At 57.7% G+C, this 13,308-nt stretch carries 11 protein-coding genes and 2 tRNA genes; 3 read left to right on the top strand and 10 right to left on the bottom strand.

The window, feature by feature from the left end:
- Window positions 1-18 precede the first annotated feature (18 nt).
- Window positions 19-954 carry an AIPR family protein gene (locus RC54_RS15635; protein WP_123020460.1) on the bottom strand — a complete coding sequence of 312 codons (936 nt, stop codon included), beginning with the start codon at window positions 952-954 and terminating at the stop codon, window positions 19-21.
- A 35-nt stretch (window positions 955-989) separates the two neighbouring features.
- Here RC54_RS15635 and RC54_RS15630 point away from each other — a divergent pair.
- Window positions 990-2,224, top strand: a protein-coding gene (locus RC54_RS15630) for an IS3 family transposase (protein ID WP_123020402.1) whose coding sequence is annotated in 2 segments (ribosomal slippage) — window positions 990-1,350 and window positions 1,350-2,224 — 1,236 coding nt in all. Because the reading frame shifts where the segments join, the coding sequence is not laid out codon by codon here.
- Window positions 2,225-2,256: 32 nt separating this feature from the next.
- Here the strand turns inward: RC54_RS15630 and RC54_RS15625 are convergent.
- Together RC54_RS15625 and RC54_RS15620 are read right to left on the bottom strand one after the other, a co-directional pair.
- Complete coding sequence (locus tag RC54_RS15625) at window positions 2,257-3,033, bottom strand: hypothetical protein (protein WP_208652663.1); 777 nt, start codon at window positions 3,031-3,033, stop codon at window positions 2,257-2,259.
- Window positions 3,034-3,361: 328 nt separating this feature from the next.
- A tRNA-Leu gene (locus RC54_RS15620) sits at window positions 3,362-3,446 on the bottom strand.
- Window positions 3,447-3,747: 301 nt separating this feature from the next.
- Here RC54_RS15620 and RC54_RS15615 point away from each other — a divergent pair.
- Entirely contained in the window at window positions 3,748-5,214 is a 1,467-nt protein-coding gene (locus tag RC54_RS15615) for an IS1182 family transposase (protein ID WP_244216356.1), read from the top strand.
- A 236-nt stretch (window positions 5,215-5,450) separates the two neighbouring features.
- Here RC54_RS15615 and RC54_RS15610 read toward each other — a convergent pair.
- From RC54_RS15610 to argH, 7 genes are all read right to left on the bottom strand, one after another.
- Window positions 5,451-5,535: transfer RNA gene (locus RC54_RS15610), tRNA-Leu, on the bottom strand.
- Window positions 5,536-5,672: 137 nt separating this feature from the next.
- Entirely contained in the window at window positions 5,673-6,404 is a 732-nt protein-coding gene (locus tag RC54_RS15605; RefSeq protein ID WP_061789690.1) for an ABC transporter ATP-binding protein, read from the bottom strand.
- The gene (locus RC54_RS15600) at window positions 6,401-7,162 is read right to left on the bottom strand and encodes an ABC transporter ATP-binding protein (RefSeq protein WP_061789691.1); all 762 of its coding nucleotides are present in this window, start codon (window positions 7,160-7,162) and stop codon (window positions 6,401-6,403) included. Before RC54_RS15600 ends, RC54_RS15605 begins: the two co-directional genes overlap by 4 nt.
- Window positions 7,162-8,037 carry a branched-chain amino acid ABC transporter permease gene (locus RC54_RS15595; protein ID WP_058896018.1) on the bottom strand — a complete coding sequence of 292 codons (876 nt, stop codon included), beginning with the start codon at window positions 8,035-8,037 and terminating at the stop codon, window positions 7,162-7,164. Before RC54_RS15595 ends, RC54_RS15600 begins: the two co-directional genes overlap by 1 nt.
- A 1-nt stretch (window position 8,038) precedes the next feature.
- On the bottom strand, window positions 8,039-8,920 hold the full coding sequence (locus RC54_RS15590) for a branched-chain amino acid ABC transporter permease (protein WP_017450136.1): 882 nt from the start codon (window positions 8,918-8,920) through the stop codon (window positions 8,039-8,041).
- A 109-nt stretch (window positions 8,921-9,029) separates the two neighbouring features.
- Window positions 9,030-10,187, bottom strand: coding sequence for an ABC transporter substrate-binding protein (locus RC54_RS15585; RefSeq protein ID WP_061789692.1), 1,158 nt, complete (start codon window positions 10,185-10,187; stop codon window positions 9,030-9,032).
- 276 nt (window positions 10,188-10,463) lie between these two features.
- On the bottom strand, window positions 10,464-11,858 hold the full coding sequence (gene argH, locus RC54_RS15580; protein ID WP_058896016.1) for an argininosuccinate lyase: 1,395 nt from the start codon (window positions 11,856-11,858) through the stop codon (window positions 10,464-10,466).
- Window positions 11,859-12,318: 460 nt separating this feature from the next.
- Here argH and RC54_RS15575 point away from each other — a divergent pair, with 460 nt between their 5' ends.
- Window positions 12,319-13,143: an HDOD domain-containing protein gene (locus tag RC54_RS15575; protein ID WP_058896015.1), complete on the top strand. Its 825-nt coding sequence runs from the start codon at window positions 12,319-12,321 to the stop codon at window positions 13,141-13,143.
- The last annotated feature ends 165 nt before the right edge of the window (window positions 13,144-13,308 follow it).

Genomic DNA, 13,308 nt, shown 5'->3' with positions numbered 1-13,308 from the left:
AATTAGCGACCACCAAATTTAGCCCAACGCGTGAGCTAGAAGACTCTCTGCAAATAATGAGCCTTTCGCGACCTGGTCTGTCCCGCCAGCCTTTTCGAATTTCCCCATAACATCATCGATAACAGTATCAAGCACTAATGAATTGACAGTTACTTGAGTTATGGAATTTAGCTTACTGGCGATGTCTGTGATGCTTCTTGTGATTCCAATTACATACATCATTGCTACGTAGTATTTAATATTTGTACTAGTCTTTCTCTCCACGGCCTTTTCTTTCAGTCTCCTCTCTACCGCCCTCATTATCTGAATGGCCTTGAGATAGACATCGATCGGCATTTCAAGGCTGAAGATCTTCTTGTATTCAGAATCTAAATTCAAAAGTGTGGACGGTCTTGCGCGTGCTTGATCGGGTTTCATTAATACTATTGCCATCATGGCTTGCGCCATATACGGAATACTGATGATCTGGGAAATTGGCATTCCCTTATTCTTATAATAATTCTTCTTTCTGTCGTAATAAAAATTATTTGCTTTGAGGAAATCCTCAATGTTGCGATGGATTTCATCCGAGCTACGCAGCGAGGCCGGAGGAATTGCTGTCTGGCTATTCGTAGCTCTAATGATGCGGTCGCGCGCCGGCTCGTCCTTTTCGCAAATTATTCGAACCAATAAAGTTCGTTTGTCTGGTGATGGGCCTTGATTAGATTCGGTAAAGTGCTGATAAATTTCGTGTGAAGTCTGTAATCCATTTACGATTTGCGGATCTTCAATGGTGAGCTGTTTTCCAGCTAATACCGCTTTGGGGGTAATGATGGTTACCCCATTATTGAGATACCAAAAATCTTCAGAATCTTGATTCTGTAACGTCTGGCGAATACCAGTGTTTACTATCACGCTACCTTGGTAATCGCGTACGTTGGATTCGAAGAGGTGGAATAGCCCCTTGAATCTCAGGACACGAAGACTCTCTTAAAATAGAGGACAGTCTTATGACCAGTTTTACGACTAGGCAAACCGTGGACCATATCGAGATTCTGACCGAGCCGGAGCGTCGCAGAAGACGCACGCCCCAAGAGAAAATAGCCATCGTCCAGGAGACCTTGGCTCCTGGAGCTTCCGTATCAGCCGTTGCCAGGCGACACGGGGTGAACGCGAACCAGGTGTTTGGTTGGCGCAAGCAGTACCAGGAAGGCAGTCTGACTGCCGTCAAGGCTGGCGAGACGGTAGTGCCGGCCTCGGAGCTGGCCGCGGCCATCAAGGAAATCAAAGAACTGCAGCGGCTGTTGGGCAAGAAGAGCATGGAGAACGAGATTCTGCGCGAGGCCGTCGAATGGGGCCGGTCAAAAAACCTGATTGCGCGCTCGCCCTTGCTGCCGGAGGACGACCAATGAAAGTGGTTTGTGACGTTCTCGGTGTGGCGCGCTCTGCAGTGGCAGTAAAACGAGCCCGGAGCCCGGAATGGCGAGATGGCCGCAGTGTTCGCAAAGTCGACGACAGCGGCTTGCTCGAAGAGATTGAACTGCATGTTGCGAGCTTGCCGAGCTATGGCTATCGCCGCATCTGGGCTTTGCTGCGACGTAGCCGGGAATCCCTGGGCCAGGCGTGCGTGAACCATAAGCGGGTCTATCGCGTCATGCGAGAGCACGAGTTGCTGCTGCGCCGCCCTGGTGTGAGACGTGACAATCGACGCCACGATGGTCGCGTAGCGGTCAAGCAAAGTAATGCGCGCTGGTGTTCGGACGGCTTCGAATTCCGTTGCGATGACGGGTCTGCATTGCGAGTGACGTTTGCGCTGGATTGTTGTGACCGTGAGGCCATCAGCTGGGCGGCCACTACCGGTGGGCATAGCGGGGATGTCGTGCGCGACGTGATGCTGGCTGCCGTAGAGCAGCGGTTTGGGAGCACGCAGACTCCAGAGGTGATTGAATGGCTCAGCGACAACGGCTCTGCCTACATCGACCATCGCACACGCAGCTTCGCGCGCGAGCTGGGACTGGAGCCCTTGACCACGCCCGTGCGCTCGCCACAGAGTAACGGCATGGCGGAGCGGTTCGTAAAAACGATGAAACATGATTACATCGCCTTCATGGACAAGCCCGATGTGCCCACGGCGCTCACACATCTGGCCTCTGCCTTCGAGCAATACAATGAGCACCATCCGCACAAGGCCCTGAAATACCGCTCGCCTCGCGAGTTCAGACGGGCTGCAGCATCACTAACTTAACGATGTCTGAGTGTCCTGAATTGCGGGGGCAACTACAAGAGGCTTCTCGCAAGAGCGCCAGAGTCCGAGATAAAGCGATAATAGCTACTCAACTCCACCAAGCAAATATAGCTGCCACCAGCTGTGCTGATAGGAGATTCTGACACTTCAAGGACACGTGAACTCGTAGGAATGTTCCTTGTTAGCTCCAAGAGCCGATTTGCGCCAATGAATTCAAAGGAGAATTCTGAACTACTGAACATAGAAGAAATGGAGTCTCGTAACTTCTCAACTTTGCCTTCCACGTTCGGATGTACTTCAACTCCCTGCGTAACGTAATAATACTTTATGTGAAGTTTAGGGAAGGTTTTGGCTAGTTGTCCGTATGCCTTACGGAATAGCTCAGCTTTTTCTCTAATATCTTTGTTGTAGCGAGCCGCGAAGTCACTTGTTGTATTGGATAAATTAAAAAGGTCTTCAGCTGACTCGCGGAATTTGGTGATCGCGTCTTCTTTGAAACTTGTAGAGGTTTTCGACTGGATGAGCACAAGCTCAATGGTGTTTTTCTTTTGAGTAGCGTTAATCGGCGTATCTTCTTTTAGTAATTCGCCATTAACAAATGTATATATCGAATCGATGCCCCCGTCGCCGCCGTTACCAACAATTCCATACTCAATATCATCGTAAGATAGATCTTGGTTTTTTAAAACTTCAGTAGCTGCGTAGATTTCAAAGTATTCAGAAATTGTCAGCCCATCCTGGCTTTCCTCACATCGATCTTTAATAATTTGCTCAAGGATGATTTGGTCGTTAGTCTTTTTTTCCATCATAAAATGCCCCCTAATTGATGTTTACCTGGATTTTGGCGGTATCGACATTATCATCTAAATTACCTTTTTATGTTAATAGTGGTTAATTTTTTGGGCTATCCGAAAAGTGCTCAGGTATCCTACTCGTGCGCCCGAAAACGCAAAAGGCCGGTTGATTTTATCAACCGGCCTTATGTCTTGGTGCTCACCGAGGAACTAGGTCGGCGACCCCGTTCGGCCTTGCAAGGCCGGACTTTCTCGCCCCTCCCGCAAAGCGCGCAGGTGCTTTGCTCGCGGACTCCAAAACACAAAAGGCCGACTGACTTGCGTCAATCGACCTTTTTTGTTTTGGTGCCCACGGAGGGACTCGAACCCCCACACCTCGCGGCACATGGACCTGAACCATGCGCGTCTACCAATTCCGCCACGTGGGCCTTCTGCAAATGCGTTCAAACTGCATTGCTTGAAAGAGGCTGCATTCTAAGGGCAAACTTTTAAGTTGTCACCTATTTTTTTTAAGTTTTTTCCTGAAAAACTAAGTAAAAAAACTGCTACTTAAGAATGAAACGAGCTACTGAAAACTAACAATTTGAAGAAGTAGTTTTCAAAGAAAACCATCAACAAGTAAAACTATTTTCCAACCCGGGAAACGCAAAAGGCCGGTTGATTTTCATCAACCGGCCAGATTGATGACAAAGCCTTGGCGAAAGCCAAGGCTTTGTTGTTTAATCGGTCATGCTCAAAAAACCGACAGCCGCCCAGCACGAGTTAGAGATGGTGACCATCGAGATGCTCGTGCCCAAGGACCACCTGCTGCGCAAGATCGACGCGGCGGTGGATTTCGAGTTCATCCGAGAGAAGGTGGCGCATCTGTATTGCGCCGACAATGGCCGCCCGGCACTGGACCCGGTGGTACTCTTCAAGCTCTTGTTCATCGGTTACCTCTTCGGTATCCGCAGCGAGCGCCAGCTCATCCGCGAGGTCCAGGTCAATGTGGCCTATCGCTGGTTTGCCGGATTCCGTCTGACCGACAAGGTACCGGACTCCTCCACCTTCTCCCAGAACCGGCGCCGCCGCTTCATTGATACCACCGTCTATCAAGAGATCTTCGACGAGATCGTGCGCCAGGCCATTGGACGCGGCATGGTCGATGGCCGTGTGCTCTACAGCGACAGCACCCACCTCAAGGCCAACGCCAACAAGAACAAGTTCGACTACGTTCAAGTTACCCAGACCCCCTCGGCCTATCTGGCCGAACTGGATGCCGCTGTGGATATCGACCGTGCCGAGCATGGCAAGAAACCGCTCAAGCGTGACGACGATGATGAGCCGCCCACCAAAGAGATCAAGGTCAGTCGCACCGATCCCGAGAGCGGCTACATGGTGCGCGACGACAAGCCCAAGGGCTTCTTCTACCTGGATCACCGCACCGTCGATGCTAAGCATTCCATCATTACCGATACCCATGTCACGCCCGCCTCAGTCCATGACAGTCAGCCTTATCTGGCGCGCCTGGATCGTCAGCGCCAGACGTTCGGATTTGATGTACAGGCCGTTGGCCTGGATGCGGGCTACTTCACACCGGCCGTCTGCCAGGGACTGGAGAATCGCGAGATCAGCGGCGTGATGGGCTACCGCACACCCAACCACAAGCCGGGGACATTCTTTAAACGGGCGTATGAGTACGATGCCTACCGTGACGAATACATCTGCCCGCAGGGTCAACCCTTGCGCTACAGCACGACCAATCGACTGGGGTATCGGGAATACAAATCCAACCCTGAGCAATGCCGAGGCTGCAAGGTACGCGAGCAATGCACCAATAGCGCCAATGCGGTCAAGGTGGTGACGCGCCATGTGTGGGAGCGTTCCAAGGAGAAGGTGGATGATCGGCGTCGTACCGAATGGGGCAAGCGCATCTATGCCCGACGCAAGGAAACGGTAGAACGCAGCTTCGCCGACGCCAAGCAATTGCACGGACATCGTTATGCCCGTATGCGGGGATTGCGCAAGGTCGCCGAGCAGTGCTTGTTGGCGGCGGCGGCCCAGAACATGAAGAAGATTGCCCTGTTGGTGGCGCGCTTGCGCGCGCTTTTACACGGCTTGAGCGCCTCTGCCAGCGTACAAAAGTGGCTACAGAGAAAAATGCGCGCCTTGCTTGGCTTCTGCGCCATCGACCATCTGCAAATTACCTGCGCCTGAAAAACAAAACCCCGTGTTCGAAAACACGGGGTTCGTCATCAACCTGGCCGGTTGATTTTCATCAACCGGCCTTTTATGTCTGGTGCCCACGGAGGGACTCGGTCACGTCCCGCGACCCCGTCCGGCCTTGCAAGGCCGGACTTTCTCGTCCCTCCCGCAAGGCGCGCAGGCGCCTTGCTCGTGGACCCCAAAATACAAAAGGCCGACTGACTTGCGTCAATCGACCTTTTCTATTTTGGTGCCCACGGAGGGACTCGAACCCCCACACCTCGCGGCACATGGACCTGAACCATGCGCGTCTACCAATTCCGCCACGTGGGCCTTCTGCAATCAGCGGTGACTTGCTGTGCTTGAAAGAGGCTGAATATTAAGGCCTATCAAGCTGATGGTCAACACCTAATTGAGAAATTTTTTATTATTTTTTCTCCAGCCTCGCCACATGCAACAGATCAAGCGGATCAGCCCCCCAGATAAGCCTCCACCACCTTCGGATTGCCCAGCAGATTCGCACCGCTATCCTCCAGCACGATCTTGCCCGTCTCCAGCACATAGCCGCGTTGCGCAATGCGCAGTGCCTGGCGCACGTTCTGTTCCACCAGCAGTACCGTCATGCCGGTCTTGTTGATCTCCTGCACGATGCGGAAGATTTCCTGGATGATCAGCGGGGCCAGCCCCATCGAGGGCTCATCCAGCAACAACACCTTGGGCTTGGCCATCAGCGCGCGGCCAATCGCCAGCATCTGCTGCTCGCCGCCCGAGAGGTTGCCGGCCAGGCCGGTGGCGCGGTTCTTCAATACCGGGAAGAGCGAATACACCCACTCCAGGTCACTTGCCACACCGTCCTTGTCACGGCGGGTGTAGGCGCCCAGGGCCAGGTTTTCTTCGACGGTCAACGTGGTCAACGTGGCGCGGCCCTCGGCCACCTGCACCACGCCGGATTCAACGATGCGGTGCGGCGACATCTGCAAGAGGTCTTGCCCGTTGAGCAGCACGCGCCCGCGCTGCGCCTTCACCAGGCCGGAGATGGCCAAGAGCGACGTGCTCTTGCCGGCGCCATTGGCGCCCACCAGCGCGGTGATCTCGCCTTCGTTCAACGACAGGCTGATGCCCTTGACCGCTTCGATGTGGCCATAGGCCACGGCCAGGTCTTCTACCTGCAGGATGGGTTGCTTGTTACCGCTGGCGCTCATGCTTCTTCCTTGCCGAGATAGGCCTCGATCACTTCCTGGTTGTTCTTGATCTGGTCCGGGCTGCCCTCGGCGATGATCTTGCCGAAGTTGAGCACGGCGATGCGCTCGCACAGGCCCATGACGAAGCGCATGTCATGCTCGATCATGAAGATGGTGAAACCGCGCTGCTTGATGTTGACGATCTCGCTCATCAGCTCGGTCTTCTCGGCCGGGTTCATGCCGGCCACCGGTTCGTCCAGTAACAGCAGCTTGGGCTTGGTCGCCAGAGCCCGGGCGAACTCCAGCTTGCGCTGCTCGCCATAGGAAAGGCTGTCGGCCAGCATGTGCGCCTTGTGGTCCAGGCGCACCCAGGACAGCAGTTCCAACGCGCGTTCGCGGGCTTGCTGTTCGGCACGGCGGAAAGCGCCGAGGTTGAACAACATGCTGGCCACGCCATAGTTCAGGTGCTCGTGCATCCCGACCACGACGTTTTCCAGCAGCGTCATTTCCTTGAACACGCGGATGTTCTGGAAGGTGCGGGCAATGCCGCGCTCGGTGATCTTGTGCGGGGCGACGGCGCCGATGTCGTCGTCATTGAAGCGGATGCTGCCGGAGGATGCGCGCAACAGGCCCGTGATGAGGTTGAAGACCGTGGTCTTGCCGGCGCCATTGGGGCCGATCAGGCCGAAGATCTCGCCTTGCTTGACGTTGAAGTTCACCCCTTGCAATACCTGCAGGCCGCCGAAGTTCTTGCTGATGTCGTTCAGTTGTAAAAGCATTACTTCACCTTCTTCTCAGCGTTGCGGCCCAGCAAGGCGCGGATGCGGCGCGGGTCCCAGATGCCCTTGGGCAGGTACAGCACCACCAGGATCAGGATCAGGCCATTGATGGCCAGGCGGAAGTCCTTGAAATGACGCAGCACTTCCGGCAGCAGCGAGAGGATGGTCGAGCCGATCATGGGGCCGATCAGGTTGCTGGTGCCGCCGAAGACGGCCATGGTCAGGATGTCGACTGCGTTCTCGAAGCCATAGTTGTTGGGGCCGATGGTGAAGGTGTAGTGGGCGTTCAGGCCGCCTGCGACGCCAGCAATGGCCGCGCCGATGACGAAGGCCAGCAGCTTGTAGCCGGCCACGTTGACGCCCATCAGGCGCGCTGCCACTTCATCTTCCTTGATGGCTTCGAAGGCACGGCCGATCTTGGAGCGACGCAGGCGCGCCAGCGCATAGATGGTCACGCCCAGCAGCAAGACGATGTGCCACCACTCGGTGATCGGCGGCACGCCGTTCAAGCCCATGGGGCCGCCGGTGATGTCCAGGTTCAGCACGATCACCCGGACCACTTCGCCAAAGCCCAGCGTGGCCATGGCCAGGTACACGCCCGACAGGCGCAGCGTGGGGATGCCGATCACCAGCGCCACCAGCGCGGGCAGCACGCCGCCCGCGGCCAGTGCGATGGGGAAGGGCAGGTCGAACTGCATCGTCAACAGCGATGCGGTATAGGCGCCGATGCCCATGAAGGCCGCATTGGCCAGCGACAGCAAGCCGCAGGACAGCGTGACGTAGATCGAGAGAGCCAGCATGGCATTGACGCCGATGCTGAAAATGACGGTGTTGTAGGTGGCCCAGAAGCTATCCCACCAATCCATGAAGCCCATCTTATGCCTTCCTTTCCAGCACTTTGCCAAACATGCCGGAGGGTTTTACCAGCAGGATCAGGAACAGGAGGCCGAACGCCACCGCATCGCGGAAGTCGCTGGAGATATAGGCCACCGTCAACACCTCGGCAAAGCCGAGGAACAGGCCACCGATCATGGCGCCACGGATATCGCCCATGCCGCCCAGGATGATGACGGCAATGCCCTTGTGCAGCATCGGCTGGCCCATGAAGGGCGAGATCGCGTTGAAGGACACGCCCACCAGCACGCCGGCCGCGCCGCCCAGGGCCGCCGCGGCAAACGAGGTCAGCAGGAACAGGCCTTCGACGTTGATGCCCAGCAGGTAAGCCGCCTTGGGCGACTCGGCAATGGCGCGCAGCGCGCGACCGAGCTGGGTTTTGCGCATCACGCCCAGCAGCACCACCATCAGCACGAAGGCGATCACGATGATGGCCACTTGTACCGCCGTGATGTGCAGGTTGCCCAGGCTTACGCTCTCTTCAGGGATGGTGCCCTGAGGGAAGCGTTTGTTCTCGGCGCCGAAGATGCCCTGCGAGATATTGGTGATCATGATGGCCACGCCAATGGTGGCGATCATCGGAATCAGGTGCGGTGCATTGCGTTTGCGCAAGGGCTTCAAGACCAGCACGTCGATGATGAGGCCCAACAGGCCCGTGGCCACCATGGCCAGCAGCAGCGCCACCCACAGGGGCAGGGCCATCTGCTCCACCAGCAGCAGGGCGGCATAGCTGCCCAGCATGAAGATGGCGCCGTGCGAAAGATTGATCACGCCCAACACGCCAAAGACCAGCGTGAATCCGAGCGCAAAGAGCGCGTACACGCTGCCCAGCGAAAGGGCATTGATGAGCTGTTGTTCTAACATGGGAACCTGCAATAGGTAATGAGATGGCCAGCGCCGCGCGCTGCGCGATCACTGGCTGGCGGTCGCTGCCGATTGTCCGGCAGTGACCGCCTTGCTGGCCTCGGGCTGCTTACTTCAGCAGGACGAACTTGCCGCCCTTGGCGATGTTGACGATGGCTTCCTGGTCGGCATCGAAGCCGACCTGCTTGCCAGCCACTGCCGGTGCGTGACGGAAGGCGAACTTGCCGGTGGCGCCGTCGATCTTCACGGCCGGCAGGGCAGCGCGCAGGGCGTCACGGTCCTTGGCCAGGTTGCCCGACAGCTTCACGGTCTTGAGCGCATCGGCCACGATGTACATGGCGTCATAGGCTTGGGCGGCGAACTGGTCGGGGTCGGAACCGAACTTGGCCTTGTAGGCGGCAATGAACGCCTTGTTGGCCGGGGTCTGGTTCTCGGCCGACCAGGGGCTGCCCATCAAGGTGTTGTCGCCGGCATCCTTGGCGATCTCGAACAGCTTGGGCGAGTTCAGGCCGTTGCCGCCGATGAAGGGCTGCTTCATGCCCAGCGCGCGGGTCTGCAGGATGATGTTGGCGGCTTCTTCAGCCAGGCAGGAGCAGACGATGGCGTCCGGGTTGCCGGCCTTGATCTTGGTCAGTTGGGCCTTGAAATCGACGTCGCCCTTGGCATAGGCCTCGGTGGTGGTGACGGGGATCTTCTGCTGTTCCAGGGTGGCCTTGAAGACGTCGTAGCCGGACTTGGTGAAGGCGTCGTCGTTACCATAGATCACGGCGACCTTCTTGATGCCGAAGTGCTTCACGGCGGCCTTCACGGTGACCGGCAGCACGTCGGCTTCCATCACGGAATTGCGGAAGGTGAAGGGGCCCATGGCAGTGATGCCGTCAGCGGTATTGCTGGTGCCGAACACCACCACCTTGGAGGCATTGGCGATCGGGTCGGCGGCGAAGGCCGAGTTGGACAGGGTGGGGCCGAACACCGCCAGTACCTTGTCCTGGAAGATCAGTTTCTTGAAGACGTTGATGGCTTCTTCCTTCTTGCCTTGTTCGTCTTCGATCACCAGGGCCAGCTTGTCGCCGTTGACGCCGCCCTTGGCATTGATTTCTTCGGAAGCCAGCGTGAAGCCGTTCTTGATGGCCACGCCATACTTGGCGGCCGGGCCGGTCAGCGCTTCGGCCACACCCAGCTTGATGTCGGCGGCAAGGGCCGCCTGCGACAGGGCGGCACCGATCAGCAGGGCCGGAATGGTCTTGAGCATGGTATTGAATTGCATCGAGTTCTCTCCTCAGTTAGATATTGTAGAAATCGTCCGCGCAAGCTCACACGGCGATTCCTTCATCGAGGATGATGCAAAAGGCGCCCGGGATGGCCGGGACTTGTGCTCCATCCTCTGAAGACCGTTTTGCGGTCTCTTTCGATACAGCCGGCACAGCCTACCTGAAATGTCAGGCCGCACCAGCAATGGCAACCCGCTGCAACACGCCCGGGTAGGGCGCGCCGCAGCGACATGCGAAGTTCGTCCGGCCAGCGGACGGGGTGGTGCAAATGCTTAGTTCAGTTCCTTGCGGATGTGCGCAATGGCTGCACGCACCTGGTTCGGTGCGGTGCCGCCGATATGGTCACGTGCGGCCACCGAGCCTTCCAGCGTCAACACTGCGAACACGTCTTCGCCGATCAGGCTGGAGAAGGCGCGCAGCTCGTCCAGCGACAGGTCAGCCAGGTCGCAACCCTTGTCCACGCAGGTACGCACGGCGTGTGCCACGGCTTCGTGGGCGTCGCGGAAGGGCAGGCCCTTCTTGACCAGGTAGTCGGCCAGGTCGGTGGCGGTGGCGTAGCCTTGCAGGGCCGCCGCGCGCATGGCGTCGGGCTTGACGCTGATGCCGCGCGCCATGTCGGCGAAGATGCGCAGGGTATCGGTGAGCGTGTCGACGGTGTCGAACAGCGGTTCCTTGTCTTCCTGGTTGTCCTTGTTGTAGGCCAGGGGCTGGCCCTTCATCAGGGTCAACAGCGAAATGAGGTGACCATTGACGCGGCCGGTCTTGCCGCGCGCCAGTTCGGGCACGTCCGGGTTCTTCTTCTGCGGCATGATGGACGAGCCGGTGCAGAAGCGGTCGGCGATGTCGATGAAGCCCACGCGCGGGCTCATCCAGATCACCAGTTCTTCGGACATGCGCGAGATGTGCGTCATCACCAGTGCGGCGGCGGCGCAGAATTCGATGGCGAAGTCACGGTCCGAGACGGCGTCCAGCGAGTTGCGGCAGACGTCGTCGAAGCCCAGGGTCTTGGCCACGCGCAGGCGGTCGATCGGGAAGGTGGTGCCGGCCAGGGCGGCGGCGCCCAGCGGCAGGCGGTTGATGCGCTTGCGGGCATCGATCATGCGCTCGGCATCGCGACCGAACATCTCGACATAGGCCAGCACGTGGTGGCCGAAGGTGATCGGTTGTGCCACCTGCATGTGGGTAAAGCCCGGCAGGATGGTGTCGGCGTGCTGTTCGGCCAGGTCCAGCAGGGCCGCGCGCAGTTCGCGCAGCAGGCCGATGATGTCGTCGACCGCGCCGCGCATGTAGAGGCGGATGTCGGTAGCGACCTGGTCATTGCGCGAGCGGCCGGTGTGCAGGCGCTTGCCGGCGTCGCCGACCAGTTCGGTCAGGCGTTTTTCGATGTTCAGGTGGACATCTTCCAGGTCCAGCAGCCATTCGAACTGGCCGGCCTCGATTTCACCCTTGATCTGGGCCATGCCGCGTTGGATCTCGGCGTAGTCGGCGGCGCTGATGATGCCCTGATGCGCCAGCATCTCGGCGTGCGCCAGCGAGCCCTGGATGTCGACCTGGGCCAGACGGTTGTCGAAGAACACCGATGCGGTATAGCGCTTGACGAGATCGGAGACGGGTTCAGAAAAGCGAGCCGACCAGGCTTCGCCCTTTTTAGCAAATTGGTCTGTCATATGAAGGAATTCCGAAGAAGGGGCGATTATAGCAAGCACAACTGCGCCCAGCCACGGCCATGCAGGCGGAAATGCGGTACGGCGCGGATTTTTCGCATTCCTGGCGGTGGGCCTCGCAGGTTTTTTTCATACCTTCCCATCTGCTGGTGAAACCCTCAGGCAACACGGCGGCAACACGGCTGAAATGGCCGCTATCTCACTTTGTTTCCATATGGCATTCATTTTGCTTGTTGTTTTTGCGCAAGTCCTCTCATGGAGCAGAAAAGTCTTGTACTACTGACAAATCCAGACGCTATACTCGGCTTGCGATGACTGATCCGGGGGAAGTTTTGTTTGCTTCCGGAGAAGAAAAGGGCTGCCAGCCAAGGCCGCACATGCCACGTGGGGATGGTCCTGGAGGTGGCCCTGTTAAGCGCTTCAATGAGCAAGATGTTCGGGGGTCGTCTTACAGGAGAGAAGCATGAATTTGGAAGCACTGTTTCAGCAGCAAACCGCCTTGCCCAGCATTCCCAAGGTGGTGCAGGAAGTCATCGAAAGCTTCAACAATGAATCGGTCTCGATCGAGGAGATCGCCAAGAAACTGGCTGCCGACCAGGTCTTGAGTGCCAAGATCCTGCGTCTGGCCAATTCATCCTATTACCACGTCTCGCGCACCGTCGGCACCGTCGAAGATGCGGTGCTGATGCTGGGTTTCATGACCGTGCGCACGCTGGTGGTGAGCACCGGCATGGCCGGCAGCTTCAAGAAACTGCCGGGCGTGGATCTCAAGCTGTTCTGGCGTTACAGCCTGGATACCGCCATCGTGGCCAAGTGGCTGGCCAAGCAGGCCAAGCTCAATTCCGATTTCGCCTTTACGGTAGGCCTGATGCACGCCATCGGGCAATTGGTGATGCACGCCGGGATGCCGGAGCAGGCGCTGCAGGTGGACAAGGTGGCCGGGCCGCTGGACGCCCGTCGCCTGGACGTGGAGCGCAAGTCCTTCGGTTACGACTTTGCCGATGTGGGCGCAGAACTGGCGCGCCGCTGGCGTTTCCCGGATGAATTCGGCCAGGTCATCAAGGCTTTCCCGCAGCCGCTGGAAGGCCAGTTCGATCCGTTCGCTGCCATCGTCCACCTGGCCGCCTGGCGCGCCCGGGCCCAGGAAAACCAGTATTCGGAGGATGAGATGGAATCGACCTTCCCGGTCGACGTGGCCGCCAAGCTGGGCTGGCGCCTGGAAACCTTCACCGTGGACATGCCGCCGCTGGCCGAATTGAGCGAGGGGATGCAGGAGTTGATCGCGTAAAGAAGGGGTGGCCGGAAAGCGCCAGCGGACGGTGGTGTCCGGCCGATGTGAAAGAAAATGACGTAGAAAACGACAATGCCGGCTCCCGCAAGGGGCCGGCATTGTCGTTGGTGAAGGGACTTGTCAAAATCAAGGAGGCGCTTGGCTAGCCCTGATCCTCAGCGC

This window comes from Herbaspirillum rubrisubalbicans (assembly GCF_003719195.1).
Classification (GTDB): Bacteria; Pseudomonadota; Gammaproteobacteria; order Burkholderiales; family Burkholderiaceae_D; genus Herbaspirillum; species Herbaspirillum rubrisubalbicans.
This window is presented reverse-complemented; position numbering and strand designations above follow the sequence as displayed.

Bases quoted from the DNA above. Each gene is read 5' to 3' on its own strand.
- RC54_RS15590 (WP_017450136.1), bottom strand. From the start codon at position 8,920: ATGTTAGAACAACAGCTCATCAATGCCCTTTCGCTGGGCAGCGTGTAC.
- RC54_RS15625 (WP_208652663.1), bottom strand. From the start codon at position 3,033: ATGATGGAAAAAAAGACTAACGACCAAATCATCCTTGAGCAAATTATT.
- argH (WP_058896016.1), bottom strand. From the start codon at position 11,858: ATGACAGACCAATTTGCTAAAAAGGGCGAAGCCTGGTCGGCTCGCTTT.
- RC54_RS15600 (WP_061789691.1), bottom strand. From the start codon at position 7,162: ATGCTTTTACAACTGAACGACATCAGCAAGAACTTCGGCGGCCTGCAG.
- RC54_RS15605 (WP_061789690.1), bottom strand. From the start codon at position 6,404: ATGAGCGCCAGCGGTAACAAGCAACCCATCCTGCAGGTAGAAGACCTG.
- RC54_RS15575 (WP_058896015.1), top strand. From the start codon at position 12,319: ATGAATTTGGAAGCACTGTTTCAGCAGCAAACCGCCTTGCCCAGCATT.
- RC54_RS15585 (WP_061789692.1), bottom strand. From the start codon at position 10,187: ATGCAATTCAATACCATGCTCAAGACCATTCCGGCCCTGCTGATCGGT.
- RC54_RS15615 (WP_244216356.1), top strand. From the start codon at position 3,748: ATGCTCAAAAAACCGACAGCCGCCCAGCACGAGTTAGAGATGGTGACC.
- RC54_RS15595 (WP_058896018.1), bottom strand. From the start codon at position 8,037: ATGGGCTTCATGGATTGGTGGGATAGCTTCTGGGCCACCTACAACACC.